32 protein-coding genes and 1 rRNA gene are annotated in these 21,272 nt (G+C 45.0%); 31 read left to right on the top strand and 2 right to left on the bottom strand.

The window, feature by feature from the left end; all coding sequences use genetic code 11:
* Positions 1–14 precede the first annotated feature (14 nt).
* The 27 genes from rplN (at position 15) to CXK86_RS30295 (ending at position 16,865) form a co-directional block, all read left to right on the top strand.
* On the top strand, positions 15–383 hold the full coding sequence (gene rplN, locus CXK86_RS30165) for a 50S ribosomal protein L14 (RefSeq protein WP_017692085.1): 369 nt from the start codon (positions 15–17) through the stop codon (positions 381–383).
* A gap of 39 nt (positions 384–422) precedes the next feature.
* Complete coding sequence (gene rplX, locus CXK86_RS30170) at positions 423–776, top strand: 50S ribosomal protein L24 (RefSeq protein WP_017692086.1); 354 nt, start codon at positions 423–425, stop codon at positions 774–776.
* Positions 777–808: 32 nt separating this feature from the next.
* Entirely contained in the window at positions 809–1,351 is a 543-nt protein-coding gene (gene rplE / locus CXK86_RS30175) for a 50S ribosomal protein L5 (RefSeq protein ID WP_017692087.1), read from the top strand.
* Between the two features lie 73 nt (positions 1,352–1,424).
* Positions 1,425–1,610, top strand: coding sequence for a type Z 30S ribosomal protein S14 (locus CXK86_RS30180; protein ID WP_013312154.1), 186 nt, complete (start codon positions 1,425–1,427; stop codon positions 1,608–1,610).
* Positions 1,611–1,642: 32 nt separating this feature from the next.
* Positions 1,643–2,041 (top strand): 30S ribosomal protein S8, encoded by a 399-nt coding sequence (gene rpsH / locus CXK86_RS30185; protein ID WP_017692088.1) that lies wholly within the window; start codon positions 1,643–1,645, stop codon positions 2,039–2,041.
* A gap of 30 nt (positions 2,042–2,071) precedes the next feature.
* A complete protein-coding gene (gene rplF, locus CXK86_RS30190; protein ID WP_017692089.1) occupies positions 2,072–2,614 on the top strand; it encodes a 50S ribosomal protein L6 in 543 nt (180 codons plus the stop codon).
* 117 nt (positions 2,615–2,731) lie between these two features.
* Positions 2,732–3,100: a 50S ribosomal protein L18 gene (gene rplR / locus CXK86_RS30195; RefSeq protein ID WP_017692090.1), complete on the top strand. Its 369-nt coding sequence runs from the start codon at positions 2,732–2,734 to the stop codon at positions 3,098–3,100.
* 27 nt (positions 3,101–3,127) lie between these two features.
* Complete coding sequence (gene rpsE, locus CXK86_RS30200) at positions 3,128–3,625, top strand: 30S ribosomal protein S5 (protein WP_017692091.1); 498 nt, start codon at positions 3,128–3,130, stop codon at positions 3,623–3,625.
* A 13-nt stretch (positions 3,626–3,638) separates the two neighbouring features.
* On the top strand, positions 3,639–3,824 hold the full coding sequence (gene rpmD, locus CXK86_RS30205; protein WP_017692092.1) for a 50S ribosomal protein L30: 186 nt from the start codon (positions 3,639–3,641) through the stop codon (positions 3,822–3,824).
* Between the two features lie 43 nt (positions 3,825–3,867).
* Positions 3,868–4,308 (top strand): 50S ribosomal protein L15, encoded by a 441-nt coding sequence (gene rplO / locus CXK86_RS30210; protein WP_017692093.1) that lies wholly within the window; start codon positions 3,868–3,870, stop codon positions 4,306–4,308.
* A complete protein-coding gene (secY, locus tag CXK86_RS30215; protein ID WP_017692094.1) occupies positions 4,308–5,606 on the top strand; it encodes a preprotein translocase subunit SecY in 1,299 nt (432 codons plus the stop codon). Before rplO ends, secY begins: the two co-directional genes overlap by 1 nt.
* 90 nt (positions 5,607–5,696) lie before the next feature.
* The gene (locus tag CXK86_RS30220; RefSeq protein ID WP_036607188.1) at positions 5,697–6,341 is read left to right on the top strand and encodes an adenylate kinase; all 645 of its coding nucleotides are present in this window, start codon (positions 5,697–5,699) and stop codon (positions 6,339–6,341) included.
* A 3-nt stretch (positions 6,342–6,344) separates the two neighbouring features.
* Positions 6,345–7,097, top strand: coding sequence for a type I methionyl aminopeptidase (map, locus tag CXK86_RS30225; RefSeq protein ID WP_036607191.1), 753 nt, complete (start codon positions 6,345–6,347; stop codon positions 7,095–7,097).
* A gap of 10 nt (positions 7,098–7,107) precedes the next feature.
* A complete protein-coding gene (locus tag CXK86_RS30230; protein ID WP_036607194.1) occupies positions 7,108–7,416 on the top strand; it encodes a KOW domain-containing RNA-binding protein in 309 nt (102 codons plus the stop codon).
* 3 nt (positions 7,417–7,419) lie between these two features.
* Positions 7,420–7,635, top strand: a complete 216-nt coding sequence (gene infA, locus CXK86_RS30235; protein ID WP_017692098.1) for a translation initiation factor IF-1 — start codon at positions 7,420–7,422, stop codon at positions 7,633–7,635.
* 152 nt (positions 7,636–7,787) lie between these two features.
* Complete coding sequence (rpmJ, locus tag CXK86_RS30240) at positions 7,788–7,901, top strand: 50S ribosomal protein L36 (protein ID WP_003333770.1); 114 nt, start codon at positions 7,788–7,790, stop codon at positions 7,899–7,901.
* Positions 7,902–7,921: 20 nt separating this feature from the next.
* Positions 7,922–8,290, top strand: coding sequence for a 30S ribosomal protein S13 (gene rpsM / locus CXK86_RS30245; RefSeq protein WP_036607200.1), 369 nt, complete (start codon positions 7,922–7,924; stop codon positions 8,288–8,290).
* Between the two features lie 19 nt (positions 8,291–8,309).
* Positions 8,310–8,705 carry a 30S ribosomal protein S11 gene (gene rpsK / locus CXK86_RS30250; RefSeq protein ID WP_017692100.1) on the top strand — a complete coding sequence of 132 codons (396 nt, stop codon included), beginning with the start codon at positions 8,310–8,312 and terminating at the stop codon, positions 8,703–8,705.
* 136 nt (positions 8,706–8,841) lie between these two features.
* Positions 8,842–9,786: a DNA-directed RNA polymerase subunit alpha gene (locus tag CXK86_RS30255; RefSeq protein WP_017692101.1), complete on the top strand. Its 945-nt coding sequence runs from the start codon at positions 8,842–8,844 to the stop codon at positions 9,784–9,786.
* 34 nt (positions 9,787–9,820) lie between these two features.
* Complete coding sequence (gene rplQ / locus CXK86_RS30260; RefSeq protein ID WP_017692102.1) at positions 9,821–10,186, top strand: 50S ribosomal protein L17; 366 nt, start codon at positions 9,821–9,823, stop codon at positions 10,184–10,186.
* Between the two features lie 159 nt (positions 10,187–10,345).
* The gene (gene truA, locus CXK86_RS30265) at positions 10,346–11,119 is read left to right on the top strand and encodes a tRNA pseudouridine(38-40) synthase TruA (RefSeq protein WP_076216861.1); all 774 of its coding nucleotides are present in this window, start codon (positions 10,346–10,348) and stop codon (positions 11,117–11,119) included.
* Positions 11,120–11,324: 205 nt separating this feature from the next.
* On the top strand, positions 11,325–11,762 hold the full coding sequence (gene rplM / locus CXK86_RS30270; protein WP_024633564.1) for a 50S ribosomal protein L13: 438 nt from the start codon (positions 11,325–11,327) through the stop codon (positions 11,760–11,762).
* Positions 11,763–11,781: 19 nt separating this feature from the next.
* Positions 11,782–12,174, top strand: a complete 393-nt coding sequence (rpsI, locus tag CXK86_RS30275) for a 30S ribosomal protein S9 (protein WP_017692105.1) — start codon at positions 11,782–11,784, stop codon at positions 12,172–12,174.
* An 801-nt stretch (positions 12,175–12,975) separates the two neighbouring features.
* Complete coding sequence (locus CXK86_RS30280) at positions 12,976–13,668, top strand: phosphoadenylyl-sulfate reductase (protein ID WP_076254721.1); 693 nt, start codon at positions 12,976–12,978, stop codon at positions 13,666–13,668.
* A 23-nt stretch (positions 13,669–13,691) separates the two neighbouring features.
* Positions 13,692–14,861, top strand: a complete 1,170-nt coding sequence (gene sat / locus CXK86_RS30285; protein ID WP_036607210.1) for a sulfate adenylyltransferase — start codon at positions 13,692–13,694, stop codon at positions 14,859–14,861.
* Between the two features lie 68 nt (positions 14,862–14,929).
* Positions 14,930–15,685: an N-acetylmuramoyl-L-alanine amidase CwlD gene (gene cwlD / locus CXK86_RS30290; RefSeq protein ID WP_036607212.1), complete on the top strand. Its 756-nt coding sequence runs from the start codon at positions 14,930–14,932 to the stop codon at positions 15,683–15,685.
* A gap of 79 nt (positions 15,686–15,764) precedes the next feature.
* Positions 15,765–16,865 (top strand): Mrp/NBP35 family ATP-binding protein, encoded by a 1,101-nt coding sequence (locus CXK86_RS30295; RefSeq protein WP_076254719.1) that lies wholly within the window; start codon positions 15,765–15,767, stop codon positions 16,863–16,865.
* 88 nt (positions 16,866–16,953) lie between these two features.
* Here the strand turns inward: CXK86_RS30295 and gerD are convergent, their stop codons facing one another.
* Positions 16,954–17,703, bottom strand: a complete 750-nt coding sequence (gene gerD, locus CXK86_RS30300; protein ID WP_076254717.1) for a spore germination lipoprotein GerD — start codon at positions 17,701–17,703, stop codon at positions 16,954–16,956.
* Positions 17,704–17,828: 125 nt separating this feature from the next.
* On the opposite strand from gerD, the gene CXK86_RS30305 reads away from it, so the two are divergent.
* The gene (locus CXK86_RS30305) at positions 17,829–18,461 is read left to right on the top strand and encodes a KinB-signaling pathway activation protein (RefSeq protein ID WP_047841115.1); all 633 of its coding nucleotides are present in this window, start codon (positions 17,829–17,831) and stop codon (positions 18,459–18,461) included.
* Between the two features lie 98 nt (positions 18,462–18,559).
* Here the strand turns inward: CXK86_RS30305 and pdaB are convergent, their stop codons facing one another.
* Positions 18,560–19,336, bottom strand: coding sequence for a polysaccharide deacetylase family sporulation protein PdaB (gene pdaB, locus CXK86_RS30310; protein WP_076254714.1), 777 nt, complete (start codon positions 19,334–19,336; stop codon positions 18,560–18,562).
* A gap of 122 nt (positions 19,337–19,458) precedes the next feature.
* Here pdaB and CXK86_RS30315 point away from each other — a divergent pair, with 122 nt between their 5' ends.
* The 3 genes from CXK86_RS30315 to CXK86_RS30325 all read left to right on the top strand — a co-directional run.
* Positions 19,459–20,076, top strand: a complete 618-nt coding sequence (locus CXK86_RS30315) for a stage II sporulation protein M (RefSeq protein ID WP_076254711.1) — start codon at positions 19,459–19,461, stop codon at positions 20,074–20,076.
* A 155-nt stretch (positions 20,077–20,231) separates the two neighbouring features.
* A complete protein-coding gene (locus CXK86_RS30320; protein ID WP_017692114.1) occupies positions 20,232–20,462 on the top strand; it encodes a hypothetical protein in 231 nt (76 codons plus the stop codon).
* A gap of 479 nt (positions 20,463–20,941) precedes the next feature.
* Positions 20,942–21,272, top strand: a 16S ribosomal RNA gene (locus CXK86_RS30325); the annotation flags it as partial.

Below are 21,272 nucleotides of genomic sequence, written 5' to 3' on the forward strand. Positions count from 1 at the left end.
AGGAGGAATACTAAATGATTCAACCATTTACACGTTTGACTGTGGCCGACAACTCCGGTGCGAAGGAACTGATGTGTATCCGCGTACTCGGCGGTACGGGACGTCGTACAGCTCAAATCGGTGATCTGATCGTTTGTTCTGTTAAACAAGCAACACCAGGCGGCGTTGTCAAAAAAGGTGATGTAGTTAGAGCGGTTGTCGTTCGTACGAAACGTTCTGTACGTCGTAAAGACGGTTCCTACATCGGTTTTGATGAAAATGCAGCGGTTGTTGTAAAAGACGACAGAAGCCCACGTGGAACACGTATTTTCGGACCAGTTGCTCGCGAACTTCGCGATAAAGACTTCATGAAAATCGTTTCCTTGGCTCCAGAAGTTATCTAAAGCTTAATCTCGTGATGTTAGAAACAGGAGGTGTACGAAATGCCAAGAGTGAAAAAAGTTCTGGAATCCCATAACAACAAACTTCACGTTAAAAAGGAAGATACGGTTATGGTGATCAGCGGTAAAGACAAAGGTAAAAAAGGCCGTGTCATCGCTGCTTATCCTCGTGAGAACCGCGTCCTTGTGGAAGGTGTTAACATGGTGAAAAAACACCAGAAGCCTAACCAGCAAAATCCGCAAGGCGGCATTATCGAGAAGGAAGCTCCGATTCACGTTTCCAACGTAATGCACATCGATCCGAAGAGCGGAAAAGTAACCCGTGTAGGTTACAAAGTTTTGGATAACGGTAAGAAAGTGCGCGTTGCTAAACGTTCCGGAGAAATTATCGACTAATTGAACCGAATGAGAAAGGAGGGCTATGATTCATGGCATCAAGAATGAAAGAACGTTACCTGCAAGAAATCGCTCCTGCTTTGATGCAGAAGTTTAACTATACAACGGTAATGCAAGTGCCGAAAATCGAGAAAATCGTTATCAACATGGGTGTGGGCGACGCTGTCCAAAACTCTAAAGTGTTGGATTCTGCAGTAAACGATTTGCAACTGATCGCGGGTCAAAAACCTGTAATCACTCGTGCTAAAAAATCTATCGCAGGTTTCAAACTGCGTGAGAATATGCCTATCGGTGCGAAAGTTACATTACGCGGTGAGCGTATGTACTTCTTCCTAGATAAGCTGCTCAACGTAACGCTTCCTCGTGTCCGCGACTTCCGCGGTGTATCGAGTAATGCTTTTGATGGACGTGGTAACTATACACTGGGTCTGAAAGAGCAATTGATCTTCCCGGAGATCGAATACGATAAAGTTGATAAAGTCCGCGGTATGGATATTGTCATTGTAACAACGGCGAAAACAGACGAAGAGTCCCGTGAATTGCTTACGCAAATGGGAATGCCTTTCGTTAAGTAATGTTGGCATAACGTTTCCGGGTGTCTGGAAAGACTCCCTTTTCTCCGAAATTATTTAGGAGGTGTCAGGCTAAGTGGCAAAAACTTCGATGAAAGTTAAACAACAACGTACACCTAAGTTTAAAGTACGTGCATATACACGCTGTGAGCGTTGCGGACGTCCACATTCGGTCCTGCAAAAGTTCAAAATTTGCAGAATTTGTTTCCGTGAATTAGCTTATAAAGGCCAGATCCCTGGCGTGAAAAAAGCAAGCTGGTAAAAAGTCCTGAACGGGAAGGAGGTTAACTCACAATGACTATGTCTGATCCAATTGCAGATATGCTTACTCGTATTCGTAACGCGAACACTGTTCGTCACGAAACGGTAGAAATGCCTGCTTCAACAATGAAAAAACAAATCGCCGATATCCTGAAGCGTGAAGGTTTCATCCGTGACGCTGAAGTTATCGATGATAACAAACAAGGGATTATCCGTGTTTTCCTGAAATACGGTCAAAATAACGAGCGCGTTATCACTGGTCTGAAAAGAATCAGTAAACCTGGTCTTCGTGTTTACACGAAAAGCAACGAAGTACCTCGTGTACTTGGTGGCCTGGGAATCGCGATCATCTCGACATCTAAAGGTATCATGACGGACAAAGAAGCTCGTCAATCGAAATCCGGCGGAGAAGTCGTTTGCTACGTTTGGTAATATAACGTCACAAGATAGGAGGTGCAACATATGTCTCGTATTGGTCGCAAACCAATCACAGTACCAAGTGGTGTAGACATCACCCTGGACAACACCGTTATTACGGTAAAAGGACCTAAAGGAACTTTGACTCGTGAGCTTCATAAAGACATGAAGGTTACAGTTGAAAATAACGAAATCACAGTTGTGCGTCCTTCCGATAACAAAACTCACCGTTCTTTGCACGGCACAACGCGTAGCGTTGTAAACAATATGGTGAGCGGCGTTACTGAAGGATTCGCGAAATCTCTGGAATTGGTTGGGGTCGGATATCGTGCAAGCAAGTCCGGAGATAAAATCGTTCTGAACGTTGGTTACTCTCACCCGGTTGAAATTACACCGGAAGCGGGAATCGAATTCGAAGTACCTTCGAATACAAAAATCATCGTTCGCGGAATTGACAAAGAGCGTGTAGGTGCTTACGCTGCTAAAATCCGTTCCGTACGTGAACCTGAGCCGTACAAAGGTAAAGGTATTAAATATGAAGGCGAGCGTATCATCCGTAAGGAAGGTAAAGCCGGTAAGAAGAAATAAGATTTCTCTTACCGCCTTTGCGCGGCTTTCGGCTTGCTTGCTTCGTGTGTTTCTAATATACCCCGTGGCTTCTGCTTTGAAGCCAGCGAGGTAACCTGAAAGGAGTGAATCTTTGAGATGATTACGAAACCAGATAAAAATAAGGCTCGTCTGAAAAGACACCTTCGTGTTCGTAAGAAAATCCAAGGAACGGCAGCACGTCCTCGTTTGAACGTATTCCGTTCTGGTAAACATATGTATGCTCAAATCATCGATGATGTTGCTGGTGTAACAATCGCTTCCGCGTCTACCGTAGACAAAGAATTGAGCACTGACATCAAAAATGGTGCATCTGTTGAATCAGCTCGTAAAGTTGGCGAACTCGTTGCTAAACGTGCGAAAGATAAAGGTGTTTCCAACATCGTATTTGACCGTAGCGGTTATCTGTACCATGGTCGTATCGCAGCATTGGCTGAAGCGGCTCGTGAAGCAGGACTTGAGTTTTAAGATATTTTTCAAAAGGAGGTTAACGACTTGCGTGTAGATCCGAATACTTTGGAACTGACTGAAAGAGTTGTAAATATTAATCGCGTAGCTAAAGTAGTAAAAGGCGGACGCCGTTTCAGCTTTAGCGCACTGGTTGTAGTCGGCGACGGCAACGGCTGGGTTGGAGCTGGTATCGGTAAAGCGGGCGAAGTACCTGATGCAATTCGCAAAGGTATTGAAGACGCTAAGAAAAACCTTGTACACGTTCCACTCGTAGGAACATCGATTCCTCACTTGGTAACAGGTAAGTTCGGCGCAGGACGCGTGCTGTTGAAACCAGCATCTGAAGGTACTGGTGTTATCGCTGGTGGTCCTGTACGTGCGGTTCTCGAACTTGCTGGTGTAGGTGACATTTTGACAAAATCTCTGGGTTCTTCGAATTCCATGAACATGGTCAATGCGACTTTGGAAGGTTTGTCCCGTTTGAAGCGTGCTGAAGACGTGGCTAAACTGCGCGGAAAATCCGTCGAAGAGCTTCTGGGTTAAGGAGGGAATTCTCATGGCTAAATTAGAAATTACCCTCGTCCGCAGCTTGATCGGACGTCCGGAGACGCAAAGAACAACTGTGAAAACATTGGGTTTGCGCAAAATCAATAGCAAAGTGGTACAAAACGATAATCCTGCCATCCGTGGTATGATTAACAAAGTAAGCCACTTGGTTGCTGTTAAAGAAGTAGAAGCTTAATATCGGGTTAATCCCACAAATCTTTAAGGAGGTGCAACGAACGATGAAGTTACATGAGCTTTCACCATCTCCTGGATCCCGCAAAGAACGTAAACGTCTTGGTCGCGGTCCAAGTAGTGGTACAGGTAAAACATCAGGTCGCGGTCACAAAGGACAAAATTCTCGTTCTGGCGGTGGAGTACGTCCAGGCTTCGAAGGTGGACAAAATCCATTGTATCGTCGCTTGCCAAAACGTGGTTTTGTAAACCCAACTCGCAAAGAATATGCAGTTGTGAATACTGAAGACCTGAACAGTTTTGCTGCGGGTACTGAAGTAACTCCAGAATTCTTGATGACGAACGGCGTAGTTAAAAACGCTAAATCCGGAATCAAAATCCTGGGTAACGGTGATGTCACTGTGAAGCTGACTGTTAAAGCTAACAAGTTTTCTCAATCTGCTATTGAGAAAATTGAAGCTGCCGGCGGTACAACCGAGGTGATTTAATGTTCAAGACCCTAAAGAATATCTGGCGGGTTGAAGATCTGCGCAAAAGGGTATTATTTACCCTTTTTGTACTGATCATTTACCGCATCGGCTCCTTTGTTCCCGTACCGGGAGTTAACAAAGACGTGTTCGAAGCGACAAATTCTGCGGGTAAAGAAGTTTTTGGACTTCTCAATACGTTCTCGGGTGGAGCGCTCTTCCAGTTCTCGATATTTGCGCTCGGGATCGTGCCTTACATCACTGCGTCTATCATAGTACAGTTGCTTTCCATGGACGTTATTCCTAAATTAGCGGAGTGGGCAAAGCAAGGTGAACAAGGTAAGAAGAAATCTGCACAATTAACCCGTTATTTAACGATTGGCCTGGCATTGATTCAAGCGTTTGGTACGTCGATCGGATTCAACCGCTTGTACAATACAGACATGATTCCTAACGCTACATTTGCAGATTATATCTTGATCGCGATTGTACTTACGGCCGGTACTTCATTCCTGATGTGGCTTGGTGAGCAGATCACCGAGAAGGGCATAGGAAACGGGATTTCGATCTTGATCTTTGCGGGTATCCTATCTACGGTGCCTAACATTATCAAACAAACGATCGAATCCGACTTCATTCAACCTGACCAACTGTTTATGAATATTCTTAAAGGTGTTATCATCGCAATTGTTATTGTGTTGATCATCATAGGGGTCATTTACATTCAGCAGGCGATTCGGAAAATTCCGGTACAGTACGCTAAACGTGTCGTAGGTAACAAAATGTACGGTGGACAGAATACACATATCCCGCTGAAAATTAATGCAGCAGGTGTTATCCCTGTCATCTTCGCATCATCGCTGTTGATGTTCCCGACGATCATCGCCAACTTCTGGGCAGATCGCCTTTGGGCACAGTGGATCGGACAGAACCTGACTACACACAAACCTCTGGGTATGTTGTTGTATGTCGTGATGATCTTCGGTTTCACATTCTTCTATACTTTCGTACAGATGAATCCACAGCAGATGGCTGATAATATGAAAAAGAACGGCGGTTACATCCCAGGCATTCGCCCGGGTAAAGCAACCGAGAAATATCTGACCCGTGTCATGACTCGTTTGACAATGGCCGGTGCCATGTTCTTGGCAGTCATTTCCGTTCTGCCTGTAATCTTGGGGGCACTGTCTGGTTTGCCTCAATCTGCGCAAATTGGAGGAACATCCCTCCTGATCGTTATCGGTGTTGCGCTGGATACGATGAAGCAAATCGAAAGCCAATTGATCAAACGCCACTACAAAGGTTTTATCAATAAATAGGCAATAGGTACCGGTCGAGTGAAGATTTACTTGCCGGCACCTATTGTGCTGTTTGTTGATGTAGGGTAGTCTTGGAGGGAGTGACATAACGTGAACATCCTATTCATGGGCCCTCCGGGGGCAGGAAAAGGAACGCAAGCAGACGTCATCGTGAAAGAGTTCGGTATTCCCCATATTTCAACAGGCGATGCATTTCGTCTCGCGATCAAACAGGGAACTCCCATTGGCATGAAAGCCAAGGAATATATGGATCAAGGATTGCTTGTACCAGATGATGTAACCATTGGCATCGTTGAAGAACGTTTGCAGCAGCCTGACTGCAGAGAAGGTTTCCTCTTGGACGGATTTCCAAGAACCCTTTCACAAGCAGAAGCGCTCGATGGCATTCTGGATCGATTGAACTCAGGTCTCGATCATGTAATCAACTTGAAAGTGGATCGCAACAAATTGCTCGCTCGTTTGACGGGTCGTCGAATTTGTAAAAACTGCGGTTCCACTTATCATGTGGTATTCAATCCGCCTAAGCAGGAAGGTATTTGTGATAAATGCGCTGGTGAGTTGTATCAACGCTCTGATGATAATGAAGAGAGTGTAGGTACACGACTGGACGAGTATATCAACAAAACAGCACCACTCCTCACGTTCTATGAGACTAAAGGTCTTCTTCGTCAAATGAACGGAGAACAGGATATCGATCAAGTTTCTCAAGAAATCGTGTCCTTACTGAGAGGTTAATTGATGATCATTGGTAAGTCCGAAACGGAACTGGGCTTGATGAGGGAAGCAGGGAGAATTGTTGCGGAAACGCATCGTCTCTTGGCAGAGCATATCGCTCCCGGTATTACGACTGGAGAACTTGACCATATGGCTGATCAATATATCCGCAGTCAAGGAGCTGTGCCGTCTTTCAAAGGTTATAACGGTTTCCCTGCCAGTGTGTGCGCTTCAGTCAATGAAGAGTTGGTACATGGATTTCCCGGCAAACGCAAGTTGAACGAGGGCGATATCGTTACGTTTGACATTGGCGCGCAGTACCAGGGGTATCATGGAGACTCCGCCTGGACTTATCCGGTCGGCCGTATTTCCGAAGAAGCCCGTCGTCTTCTGGACGTTACCGAGGCTTCGTTATACGCAGGTCTGGCGCTGGTAAAACCGGACGTTCGCTTGTTTACAATATCTCATGCGATTCAGAAATATATTGAAGATGAAGGGTTCTCCGTAGTTCGTGAATATGTCGGTCACGGCATAGGCGCAGATCTGCACGAAGAACCACAGATTCCGAACTATGGTCTTCCCGATCGGGGACCACGGCTTAAAGCGGGCATGGTGCTGGCCATAGAGCCGATGGTTAACGTAGGTAGACGGTATGTGAAAACGTTGGAAGATAACTGGACTGTCGTCACGGTTGATGGTAAGTTATGTGCACACTTTGAACACACCGTAGCAGTTACACCAGATGGTATGGAAATTTTCACGAAACTGAATGCGTAGGTGATGAGGCATGAACAGTCAGTCTAATCCGCAGCTCGGTCAACTTGTGAAGATCCGTAAAGGCCGCAATGCGGACCAAGCCGCAGTAATTGTTGCTATAGCGGACGGTAAGTTCGTATATATTGCGGATGGAGACAAACGTAAGTTTGATCAACCAAAGAAGAAGAATCTTCTTCATCTTGAGCTCCAGCCCATGATTAGCAGCGAGGTTGTGAACAGTTTAAACGAGAGTGGTCGGGTGACAAATGGAAAGCTCCGTTACGCGGTTCATTCATTTCTGGAATCCACCAACATTCAAGCTGAAGAGAAAGGAGACTGACTAATGGCTAAGGAAGATGTCATTGAAGTGGAAGGTACGGTTCTCGAACCGCTACCGAATGCAACATTCAAGGTTGAGCTTGAGAACGGTCATCAAATTCTCGCTCACGTTTCCGGAAAACTGCGGATGCACTTTATCCGTATCCTGACTGGAGACAAAGTAGTTGTTCAGTTGTCGCCTTATGATTTAACAAAAGGTCGCATAACTTACCGTAAATAGTAGTAGACAGTTGCAATGAACTGTGAAGCTTATGTAGCGGGTTTTGCCCGGCAAAACTTGCGAAAGCTTCGAAGCCGGTTTTACAATAGTAGAACAAGGTCAATGCTTACGAAGAGGGTTTTGCTTAGCAAAACTTTGAGGAGGTAATTCACATGAAGGTAAGACCTTCGGTCAAGCCGATTTGCGAAAAGTGCAAAGTCATTCGCCGCAAAGGGAATGTTATGGTTATCTGTGAAAATCCGAAACACAAACAAAAACAAGGTTAAAGAAGGGGGTGTAGCGTAAAATGGCACGTATATCTGGTGTGGATTTGCCACGTGATAAGCGCGTTGAGATCGCCTTGACTTATATTTTCGGAATCGGTAAAACGACTTCCCAGAAAATTCTGAGCACAACAGGCATCAATCCGGACACTCGTGTTCGTGATTTGACGGAAGATGAAGTCAGCAAATTGCGTGAAAGTATCGATAAAGAGGTCAAAGTAGAAGGTGACCTGCGTCGAGAAATCTCTTTGAATATTAAACGTTTGACGGAGATCGGTTGTTACCGTGGAGTTCGTCATCGTCGTGGTCTGCCTGTTCGTGGACAACGTACGAAAACGAATGCTCGTACTCGTAAAGGTCCTCGTCGTACAGTAGCGAACAAGAAGAAATAATAAGGGGGGATAAGAGAAAATGGCTAAACCGAAAAAAGTCGTACGTACTAAACGTCGTGACCGTAAGAATATTGAATCTGGCGTGGCGCATATCCGTTCCACTTTCAATAACACTATCGTTACTATTACGGATCCTCACGGAAACGCAATTTCGTGGGCAAGCTCCGGCGGCCTCGGATTCAGAGGTTCCCGTAAATCGACTCCGTTTGCTGCACAAATGGCTGCTGAGACTGCTGCCAAAGCTGCAATGGAACATGGGATGAAAGCCGTTGAGGTTATGGTTAAAGGACCAGGCGCAGGCCGTGAAGCAGCGATCCGCTCTTTGCAAGCTGCTGGTCTTGAAGTTAACCTGATCAAAGACGTAACTCCAGTCCCGCATAACGGATGCCGTCCTCCAAAACGTCGTCGTGTCTAATGAGATTTGCCCCTGCGTGTGGTATATTTCCGGCACAATCTGCTAATAATGGTTGTTTAGGCATACTACTACATGTTTTCGCAAGAGAAGGTAAATGTTTCATAGAGGACCGACGTTTTGAAGGAGGGGTATTGCAGTGATTGAAATCGAAAAGCCGAAAATTGAGACGGTAGACGTCAACGATGATGGCACCTATGGGAAATTCGTAGTAGAACCGCTTGAGCGCGGATACGGTACGACGCTTGGAAACTCGCTTCGCCGAATCTTGCTCTCGTCACTGCCGGGTGCGGCAGTGTCTTCGGTTCAAATCGATGGCGTTCTGCATGAATTTGCTACAGTTCCTGGCGTAATGGAAGATGTAACGGAGGTTATTCTTAACCTGAAAGCTTTGTCGCTTAAGATTCATTCAGACGAGGAGAAAGTGCTCGAGATTGATGCTGAAGGCGAAGGAGCAATTACGGCTGGAGATATCCGTGCTGACTCCGATGTGGAAATCCTTAACCCGGATTTGCACATTGCTACGCTCGGACCAGGTTCGAGACTTCACATGCGTATTTTTGCCAATCGCGGTCGCGGCTACGTCCAGGCAGATCGGAATAAACGCGATGACCAGCCGATCGGCGTCATCCCAGTCGATTCCATCTTCACCCCGATCAGTCGCGTTAACTACGCTGTGGAAAATACGCGTGTCGGTCAAGTGACCAACTATGACAAGCTCACGTTGGAAGTTTGGACTGATGGAAGTATTCGTCCTGAAGAGGCTGTAAGCCTCGGCGCTAAAATTTTGACTGAGCATTTGATGCTCTTCGTGGGTCTTACAGACGAAGCGAAAGATGCAGAAATCATGGTCGAAAAAGAAGAAGACAAAAAAGAAAAAGTACTCGAAATGACGATCGAAGAGCTGGATCTCTCTGTTCGTTCCTACAACTGCCTCAAACGTGCCGGTATTAATACCGTGCAAGAGCTGACTACGAAAACGGAAGAAGACATGATGAAAGTCCGTAACCTCGGACGCAAGTCTTTGGAAGAAGTTCAAGAGAAGCTTGAGGAACTTGGTTTGGGACTCCGTACAGAAGAATAGACAGCCGAGTGCTTGAAGTGAAGGAGGGAAAACAATGGCATACCAAAAGTTGGGCCGTAATTCCAGCGCACGTAAAGCTTTGTTCCGTGACCTGGTAACCGACCTGTTCTTATACGAACGCATTCAGACAACTGAAGCGAAAGCAAAAGAGGTTCGCTCTATTGCTGAAAAACTGATCACTAAAGCGAAAAAGGGAGATCTTCATGCCCGTCGCCAAGTGGCAGCTTATGTTCGCCGCGAAACTATCGATGGTGAGCAAGATGCAATCCAAAAACTGTTTAGCGAATTGTCCGGTCGTTACGCTGAGCGTCCAGGTGGATACACTCGTATCTTGAAACTGGGACCTCGTCGTGGTGACGCAGCGCCAATGGTTTACTTGGAACTGGTAGACCGCGCGTAAAACAGATGAGATGAGGAAAGGGGACAGAATCAACGATTCTGGATTAACCCTTTTTTTCTCTTCATTTCGGAATTCGTGCTGTAATAGAAGCTCCGTAAGGGGCTTCTTTTGCTGTTCGGGATAGGGATATGTATAGTATGGAACAAAGGTGTGGTATTAATGCGAAACTTATGTATGACGTTAACTTATGATGGCACTGCCTATTACGGCTTCCAAGTACAGCCGGGTGGGAATACCATTCAGGATCATCTTGAAGATGCGATTCGTGCTTTAACCGGTGAGAAGGTTAAAATTACAGGTTCAGGCCGAACAGATGCAGGTGTTCACGCCCGCAGACAAATCTTCAATTTTCCTACGGAGTCCCAGATCCCGATTGAACGTTGGTGTATTGCACTCAACTCCAGATTACCCTCCGATATTGTCGTTATTGATGCGATTGAAGTTTCGGCTGATTTTCATTCTCGCTATGCAGCGAAAAAGAAAACGTATCGTTATACAGTCAATGCGAATCAATTTCCGGATGTATTCAACAGAAGACTGCAATATCATCATCATGCGAAGCTTGATATTATGGCAATGCAGGAGGGCTTACGACATTTCATAGGGACGTATGATTTCACTTCTTTTGCTTCACGCAAGTCTCAGAAAGAGAATCATGTCCGTTCGGTGTACGAAGCATGGATGGAAGTGGACCGATCAATGTGTAGAGACCATCCGCGCGATCAGGGTGTCATTCACATTTATGTGAGTGGTAACGGCTTTTTGCAGCATATGGTTCGTATCATTGTAGGTACACTGCTGGAGATCGGAGAGGGCAAACGGAAAGCCTCTGATGTACCAAATATGATTGCTGCATGTAATCGATCTGCTGCAGGACCTACTGCAGTTAGCTGCGGTTTAATGCTCTGGGATCTTGAATACAAAAAAGATTAAATTTGGTGAGTGAAAAGCTTAATTAACACTTGCGATTTAATCGCCTATCATGTAATATAAAAGTTGTGTTTTCTTAATGGCTTTCCCACAGCCCCAATTAAGAGTTTCACATCAAATTTACAATCCATCAACACCTAAAGTTATAACTTAACGAACGAAGATAAATGAAAATGATGATTTTGAACATTTTAAGGAGGAACTTTTCATGCGTACTACGTACATGGCGAAGCCTAACGAAGTTGAGCGCCAATGGCACATCATTGATGCTGAAGGCAAAACCCTCGGACGTTTGGCGAGCGAAGCAGCAGCTTTGATTCGCGGCAAACACAAGCCACAATTCACTCCACATGTGGACACTGGCGATTTCGTTGTTATCATCAATGCTGAGAAAATCGTATTGACTGGTAAGAAAATGCAAGGTAAAAAATACTACCGTCACTCAATGCACCCAGGTGGTTTGAAAGTAACTACAGCTGAAGAGATGGTTAAAAACAAACCTGAGCGTATGTTGGAATTGGCTGTTCGCGGTATGCTTCCTAAAACTCGCATGGGCGAGAAAATGAAGTTGAGACTTAAAGCGTACAGAGGCACTGAGCATCCACATGCAGCACAAAAACCAGAAGTTTACGAACTTCGCGGTTAATTAAAAGGAGGACAGTTTCATGGCACAAGTACAATACTATGGGACAGGTCGTCGTAAACATTCGGTAGCACGTGTTCGCCTTGTACCGGGTGAAGGACGCATTGTCATCAATAAACGTGATATTAATGAATACTTCGGTTTGGAAACACTCAAACTGATCGTAAAACAACCACTGAACTTGACAGAAACGCTCAACAACTATGACGTTCTTGTTATTGCTCATGGTGGCGGAATCTCCGGTCAAGCCGGCGCAATCCGTCATGGTATCTCCCGCGCTCTGCTCAAAGCAGATCCGGAATACCGTGCATCCCTGAAAAAAGCAGGATTCCTGACTCGTGACCCACGTATGAAAGAGCGTAAAAAATACGGTCTTAAAGCGGCTCGTCGCGCACCTCAGTTCTCCAAACGTTAATATTAAAAGCCTTTGGCCTCGGTCAAAGGCTTTTTTTTATATTCATGAATATTACGCCATATATTATATTAGTTTGTGCGATAGCTCTCATATCTCTGATGTCTCTCCCCGTGCTTGTGCATTTTTCCTTCATTGCCTTTTCATTGTGCTCTTAATGTCCCTCAATACAGTCCTATAATATGTACGTTGATACATCTACATCTTACTGAACCTCTCTAATCGTTTATATCATTGAATTTGCTCTTACGCTCTCACCCATCGCTCACCACACATTTTATAACAGCTCCTATAAAATCATCGATTAGAACTCATGCGGGATTTCTTGAATGCACTCGGCTTACTGTTTTTGTACTTAATTCTTTGGTGCAAACCCTATCAGTATTTCTTATGGAAACGATAAAAGTCCCTTACATATCAACAGCTAAAATTCGCAACGTTGCTCCCCTTAAAACTTTAGCTTTTCTTCCCTCATTTTCAATCACCCGTTGTTTTTTTGATGCTGTTCTTTACGACAAGAACTGTCCAAACCCAGTAACAGCAAAGGATTCCCAGGCTAAGAGATGTATTTTTACCTGCCTAATGACCTGGGCCAACATCATTGTTTTTATCTCATTAACAGAGAAATGGATAAATTGAACCAAAATATTGTTTGAGAGCGACGATAAAAAATGGGCAAAAACTGATTTATTTTACCATATGGCAGGCATTGACATCCCCAATGAAAGATTTATACTAAACATAATTCATATTAGATTAGTCGGCTTTAGGTGTGTTGAATTGCAGAATGGGGGAAATTCACAGATGAACTTGTTGGAGAAAGAAGATTTGGCACGGAAGAAGGCAGAGGAACTGGAACACGCCAGTCCAGAGGATATTATTCGGTATGCTATTGAAACATTCCCAAATATCACTTTTGCATGTAGCTTTGGTGCAGAAGATGTTGTACTTGTAGATATGGTGCAGAAAATCAGCCCATCCACAGATATTTTTTATCTGGATACAGATTTTCACTTTAAAGAAACATACGAAACACGTGATAAGATGCAGGAGAACTACAACCTTGAATTTGTACGTGTGTCACCTAAGATTACTCCAGAAGAGCAGGCAGCTCAACACGGTGAAGAGTTGTGGAAGTCTGATCCCAATGGGTGCTGTAACATTCGCAAAGTCGAACCGTTAACACGTATTCTTTCTCAGTATGATGCATGGATTACAGGTATCCGCAGAGATCAAGCACCAACTCGTGCAAACTCAAAGAAGGTTGAATATGATTCCAAATTTGGCCTGATGAAGTTTAATCCGATTGCTCACTGGACGACTGAGGATGTATGGCAATATATTCGTGACAATAACGTTGTATATAACCCTCTTCATGATCAGAACTACCCAAGTATTGGTTGTGAGCATTGCACACGTCAAGTTATGCCTGGCGAGGACCCACGTGCCGGACGCTGGTCTGGTAATGATAAAACGGAATGTGGCCTTCATAAATAATAGATATACAAGGAGCTGACAAGATGACATCGATTCTGCCTCATGGAGGTACGCTGGTTCAGCGTATCGTACAAGGAGAAGAACGGGAGCAATTGTTGCAAGACAGTAAAAACTTATCCTCTTTGCGTATTAATACCTGGACAATATCAGATTTGGATCTAATTGGTGTAGGTGCGTTCTCACCACTTCAAGGTTTCTTGAATGAGGAAGATTACCTTTCGGTGGTGTCTCGCATGCGTCTCGCCGATGGAACAGTCTGGAGTATACCGATTACACTTGCTGTTGATGATAAACAAGCCGCATCCCTCCAGATTGGTGAACGTGTGAAACTTGTTGGTGATCAAGATGGAGTCACTTATGGATTGCTCGAAGTCCAAAGTATATACCAGGTGGATCAGGGTGAAGAAGCCCGGCGTGTATTCAAAACAGATGATCCCGAGCACCCGGGTGTTAAAAAACTGTTGGAGCGTCCTGCAACATACGTAGGAGGTCCAATCCAAGTGTTGAACCGTCCAAAACCTTCGAAATTCGAAGAATTCTATTATGATCCTGCAGATACCCGGAAGATTTTTCAGGAGAAGGGTTGGAAGACCGTAGTTGGTTTTCAGACACGTAATCCGGTCCATCGGGCTCATGAATACATTCAGAAGAGCGCTATGGAGATTGTAGATGCACTCTTCCTGAATCCGCTTGTTGGAGAGACGAAGTCGGACGATGTTCCCGCAGATGTTCGGATGAAGAGTTATCTGGTATTACTGGAGAACTATTACCCGGCTGATCGTGCGTTCCTTGGTGTGTTCCCCGCAGCCATGCGGTATGCCGGTCCACGTGAAGCTATTTTCCATGCGATGGTTCGCAAAAATTACGGGTGTACCCACTTTATTGTTGGTCGTGACCATGCGGGTGTTGGTGATTATTATGGAACATATGAAGCACAGGAGATATTTACTAACTTTACAGCAGAGGAACTGGGGATCACTCCGTTGTTCTTCGAACATAGTTTCTTCTGTACCAAATGTGGAAACATGGCATCCAGCAAAACTTGCCCACATGATAAAGAACATCATATGGCGCTTTCAGGCACCAAAGTACGCGGGTTGCTTCGTGACGGCCAGTGCCCTCCACCTGAATTTACACGTCCTGAGGTAGCTGAGGTGCTGATTGAAGGAATGGCGGAGCAAGTCCGGTCCTAGCGGTATATTTGTCCATCTTGTCCCATATAGATGATTAGAGTCATTTATAGGGACGAGGTGGTTTTTTTATGCGTAAAAATATGGGGAAACACTTTGTAGTCTGGATTAGGCTAAAAACAATCAAAAGGGTCATGCTGAGTCTCTGTCTGCTGGCCATGTTAGTGGCGGTAATGTCCTATGAACTGCCTTCCGCTAAGACGTCAGGTTATTGGAGTTTGCCGATGGCGGGTAAAGTCATTGCCATTGATGCAGGACACGGAGGTCCAGATGGAGGAGCGGTAAGTAAACAGGGGGTTATTGAAAAAGATATCAACCTGTCTATCGCCCTGTATGTGAGAGATTATTTACAACAGGCAGGGGCCTTAGTGGTTATGACACGAGAAATAGACACTGATTTGGCGGAATCGGACACCAAGGGGTACTCCAAACGCAAGACGGAAGATCTGAAACAAAGAGTACGACGGATAGAGGATAAGCAAGCAGATCTCTTTATCAGCATTCACATGAACAGTGTCCCATCCAACCGATGGAGTGGAGCGCAGGTTTTCTATACAACGAACCATCCGGATAACGAAGGTTTGGCTAATCTGCTTCAACAAGAGATGGTTCGTAATCTGGAGAATACAGATCGAATCGCCAAAACGGTGAATACTGTTTATCTGTTACAGGCTCTGAAGATCCCTTCAGCGCTGGTAGAAGTGGGTTTCCTTTCTCATCCGGAAGAGGCACGTATGCTTGCTGACGAAGCTTATCAACGCAAGGTAGCTGCATCGATCTATAATGGAATTCTCAGATATTCCTCAGGAGAACGGCCTAAAAGTTAGTCAGAACAAGATAGGTAATGATATAATTGGATCAGCATACCTAATTACATGCCAATAGATAAAGCTGAGGTGCTGTCTGATGTTATCAAAAGAACAGATACTTGAACTATTACAGCCATTACAAGAACCACAATTGGGAGTAAGTCTGACCGAACTGGAATGGTTTCGAGATATTATGGTGAAAGAAAATCATGTGGCTCTGACCATAGTGACACTGGAAAATCGACCTGAGGATACAACAGCTTTGAGTGATGCAGCGCGTAATCTGTTGTCCCAGCACGGACTGAAGGATGTACATATTCGTGTGCGTGCAGCTTCTGAGCATGATCGTGAGAGCCTGAATATGGGACAACCCGATAATGAGCCAGATCGGGACGAAGTGCTCGTAAAAGGTCACGCAGCGGGTCTGGATGGACATGAGCTGTTAAGTCCTGAATCAGGTGTTCGTTTTATTGCTGTGGCCAGTGGTAAAGGTGGCGTTGGTAAATCAACGGTAACCGTTAATCTGGCTGCAGCCTTGGCACGTCAAGGCAAGAAAGTGGGCTTAATTGATGCGGATATCTATGGCTTCAGTGTACCCGACATGATGGGGATTGAAGAATATCCGGTCGTTGAAGATGGCGTTATTCAACCGGTTGAACGTTTTGGCGTCAAAGTCATGTCGATGGGCTTCTTTATTCGGGAAAACAACCCGGTAATCTGGCGTGGACCCATGCTAGGTCGGATGCTTCGTCAATTCTTTACGGATGTCCAGTGGGGCGAATTGGATTATGTATTACTGGATTTGCCACCAGGTACGGGAGATGTTGCTTTGGATGTGCATCAGATGTTGCCACAGAGTAAGGAAATCATCGTTACCACGCCGCATGCAACGGCAGCTTTTGTCGCAGCACGTGCGGGTGCGATGGCCATTCAGACCGATCATGAGTTGCTTGGGGTGGTTGAGAATATGGCGTACTATGAGTGTGGCAGTTGCGGAGAGAAGGATTATGTCTTTGGTCGTGGAGGCGGGGGAAGACTTGCGGAAAGTCTGCATACAAGCCTGCTTGCCCAGATTCCATTAGGCACGCCGGATAATCATCCTTCCGAGCCTGATTTCTCACCTTCGGTTTACAAAGCAGATTCCCGTATAGGGGCTATCTACGATGAAGTTGCCCGGTCCATTGACTCCAAATTCTAATGGTATGAGTGTTATAAATACAAATAAAGCCTGCGTCCATTTGGATGCAGGCTTTTCAGTATCTGTGGTGCGTAGTAACACCTACTGTTTATGATCCGCCGCCCGAATCTCCACTGCTTCCACCATCTCCGCCATCACCACCACCTTCGCCCTGACCCTCTTGCTGTCCGCCTTGCTCTTGCCCCTGTTGTCCGCCACTTTCTACTTTGGGTTGTAATTCCTCCTGCACAACCTTTTTAAGCAAAGTGAGTACTTCCATACGGAACAACGGGTTTTGCATCACTTCCTGCATGACAGTCATCGTCTGTTTACGATAATCGGGAGTCTTCGTCATATCCATGAACATCTTGGATACCTCAGGTGACTTCATGATGTCTTCAACAGACTTTTGATATGTGGGATCTTTAATCAATTGCATATGAAGTTGTTTACTTTGTGCGTTGATCACTTTGGCAAATTCACCCGCAAACTGCGGATCGGTCATGATCTTTTCGAATTCCTTCTTATATTCGGGAGCTGTGATGGTATCTTTTACTGCAATACGTATTTGTTCCGAAGATTGCACAGGCATTAACATTTTCATACCAATGGATCCTGAAGCACCACCCGAACCGCCGCCTTCTTCAGAACCGCTGCTTCCGCTGGATGAGCTTTGACCTGTAAGAGCTTCCTCCACCGCTTTCTTGCCTTCATCACTTTTCAAAATATCTACAACCATTGTTTTCATCTCTTTATAACTGCCCTGAGGAGGCGAAGAACTCTGATCTGAACCGCAGCCGGCAAGCATGACGGATAGCCCCAGTACGACACAGCATAGCTGCCACAAAGGCCGTTTCATGTGTACAATCCCTCCTTGATTAGATACTGGATGTAGTATGTGATGGGAAAGGGGGAAATATGTTGAGCAATGATGGTTTTTTGCTGAGAAGGTTGGTAAAATAAACACTCGGGGGTGGAAAACTTTTGAATTTACGTAGATGGTTTTTCCTGTTTTGGACAGCCTTGCTTATTGGGGCCGCGGGAGCATTGGGTACAGGATTGATTATGATGCTGGTGAACGGGGAGAAAACAAATGGATTGAATGATTTTCTTCTGTATCTTTTGATCCTATTTGGATCAGGGGTTATGATCAGCGTGTATTCACAAATGGGTTTCTTTGCATATCTGATATTGAATTATATGGGTAAAGGTGTATTTCCAAAGCGCGGTTGGCAGATCGTGCAGATTGTACTAACGGTATTAGCCCTGCTTGACGTGATGTTTTTACGCCTGTTTGTTGGGGGAGACCGGGAACGCATATCGGATATTGTGTTAGGTATCATTATTTTGGCAGCTGCAATTGTTACCGCTTACGTTAAAGTAAAGCTGACTCATATCTCCGCGCTTGTACCTACACTCTTTTTCATGATTGCCGTCACCATAGTGGAGACGATCGGCGTATTACGTATTGATGTGAATGCTGCAACCATATTTATTGTGGTTCCCTTGCTCCTATGTAATGCATACCAAATGCTGATATTGCACAGGCTGGTGGATGTATCGACGAACCGGAGTGTAAGTGGAAAGGCAGAACAGTTGAAAGAAAGCCGAGCATAGAATTCATTTTGCATAAAAAACATACCAAAAAGAGCTAACCTGGTTAGCTCTTTTCAACTTTTAAGCACATATTTGAGCTATAGCTCATAATTGAGTAATCATTGACCGCTGGATTGGTCACGAACTTCCTTACCTTCCACACTGGAATGATTGAGCAACTCAGACACGGTAACAAATTCATAGCCCTGATTTTTCAACTTGTCGATAATTACAGGGAGTGCTTCATGCGTTTGTTTGGAGGAATCGCTTGCATGCAGCAGTACGATGTCCCCTGGATGTGCCTTGCTTACTACGCGATCAACAATGGTCTGTACACCAGGGTTTTTCCAATCCAAGGAGTCGGTATCCCACTGCACAACCTGATAATTCAGACTATTGGCTACCTGAAGCACTCGCTTGTCAAAGTCCCCGTTGGGCAGACGTAGTAATTTCGGTTCTTTTCCCGTTAAATCGGTTAAAATGCTATGAGCTGTCGAAATTTCTTTGCGAATTTCTTCTTCAGTCAGGCTGCTGTAGTTCTCATGTCTGTGACCATGGCTGCCAATTTCATATCCTGCCTCTTTGATGGCAGTAACAATTTCGGGGTGTGTCTTGCTCCAGGGGGAGGAAAGGAAAAAGGTTGCCTTCTGCACTTTATTCTCCTGAAGAGCTTTCAGAATTGGCTCCGTCCGTTTATCCCCCCAGCTAATGTCAAAGGTGAGTGCGATTACCTTCTTCTCGGTTGGAACGCTGTAGACGGCGGATGGTGCTTCCTCCGAGAATACGGAGACATTGCCTCTCTCCAGATAGATAATACCGATCGCAAAGATGGCAGCAACGAGGACAATCAGGTACCGTTTAATCTTTTTGCCGCTAAATACATAGAACGAGTTCATTTCAATAAGCGCCCCTCTCCCATAAGAAATGCTTGTTTACTCTCCAATGTATGCTCGTACTGCCCAGTTATTCGTCACTGATCCTTGTTTGTCCATCATTTTAGATTCTACAGGAGGTTATTATGTTAAAATTCAGTACATTTCTTAAAGATCTTGGTTCCATCCGTAGTGCATTAATCTGGTCCGTAGTTTTGTTTGCTGTTGGTATAGGGGCAGGATGGGTGAGTACAGGGCCACTGGAAGAACTGTTGTTGAACCAAATCGGAGGATTACGTGAAGTCAGTGAACGGCTGGAGCAGGGGGGCAATGTGCAATGGAACTTCTTTCTGTTTATCTTTTTCAATAATGCCATCAAAAGTGTACTTGTCATCTATGCCGGTATATTCTTCGGAATTCTGCCTGTCATCTTCCTGCTGATCAATGGGATGGTCCTTGGATTTGTGGTGCACACCACGATGAATTATGGAGCAAGCTTCTATGAGATTGTGGTTAAAGGTTTACTTCCGCATGGCATTATTGAGATTCCGGTCATTATCATTGCTTGCGCCTTCGGACTGAAGTTTGGTGGTCTGGTTATCAAAAGCCTTGCACAACTTGGAAGTGACAAGCGAAATACGATGGGTACCCGGTGGAGAGCATTCATGAATAGGACGCTAACGGCATCCTTTTGGGTTGTCATCTTGCTTCTTGTTGCAGCAATCATCGAAAGCACACTTACGTATACTCTGGTGAGAGGATAAAATTTTGTGATGGTTGGCATTCATAAATTTTCAGAAAGTTGACCATAACAATAAAACGGGTTTCAGCAGCACCCACAAAAGCGAGAATGCACGGGGTGTTGCATGAAACTTGTGTAAGTGTGATAAAGAGGCTATGCACAAAAAGGAGAACTCTAATGCTGGGTATGTTGTTTAACGAGAAGGAATGCAAGGAACTAGACTATGTGCTGCGTAAAGAATTAGATGAGATGCTGTTCGATCTAAGTGATAATCGTCTTGACCAAGAGATCAAATATGCTATCGCGAGCCGATATAAGACTGTGTTCCGCATGTATGCACGCTTTGCCCCGCCAAAAGAGTTGTCCAAGTACGCCAGAGGTGGGAAGCTGAAAAAGTCGAAGCCATAATGCTGAAGCTGGTCATATATTCGATTTACAGTAGTGGAAGGGAGGTGCGGCTCTTCATAGCGGGTGCTGTACCTCTGAACTATGAGAATGTGAAATTGCTGAGGGGTTCATACTTTTTGTCGAAAAAGGGTTGACCTTTCTAATTTCATATGGTAAATTAATTTTCGTTCCTTTTTTAGGAGCGGTTCACGGAAACAAGCATGAAAATAAAACGATTGAAAATAATCAAAAAAATAATGCTTGCAAAGAGAACTTCAACATGATATATTATAAAAGTCGCCGCTGAAACGACGACAACATGAAAAACAGCACTAAATTGAATGTTTGATCTTTGAAAACTGAACAACGAGTGAGTAAACATTCTGCTTGCAGAATGAACGCGAAAGTTTGAGACAAGCCTTGGCTTGGATCGGCTGGAGCACAAATGAGATTTTTAATCTCGTCAGATTCAAAATGAGCTTATCGCTCTTTTCAATACTTTATTGGAGAGTTTGATCCTGGCTCAGGACGAACGCTGGCGGCATGCCTAATACATGCAAGTCGAGCGGACTTGAAGAGAAGCTTGCTTCTCTGATAGTTAGCGGCGGACGGGTGAGTAACACGTAGGCAACCTGCCCTCAAGTTTGGGACAACTACCGGAAACGGTAGCTAATACCGAATAATTGTTTTCTTCGCCTGAAGAGGACTGGAAAGACGGAGCAATCTGTCACTTGGGGATGGGCCTGCGGCGCATTAGCTAGTTGGTGAGGTAACGGCTCACCAAGGCGACGATGCGTAGCCGACCTGAGAGGGTGATCGGCCACACTGGGA

The sequence above is a fragment of the Paenibacillus sp. BGI2013 genome (assembly GCF_002843485.1).
In the GTDB taxonomy this organism is placed as follows: Bacteria; Bacillota; Bacilli; order Paenibacillales; family Paenibacillaceae; genus Paenibacillus; species Paenibacillus amylolyticus.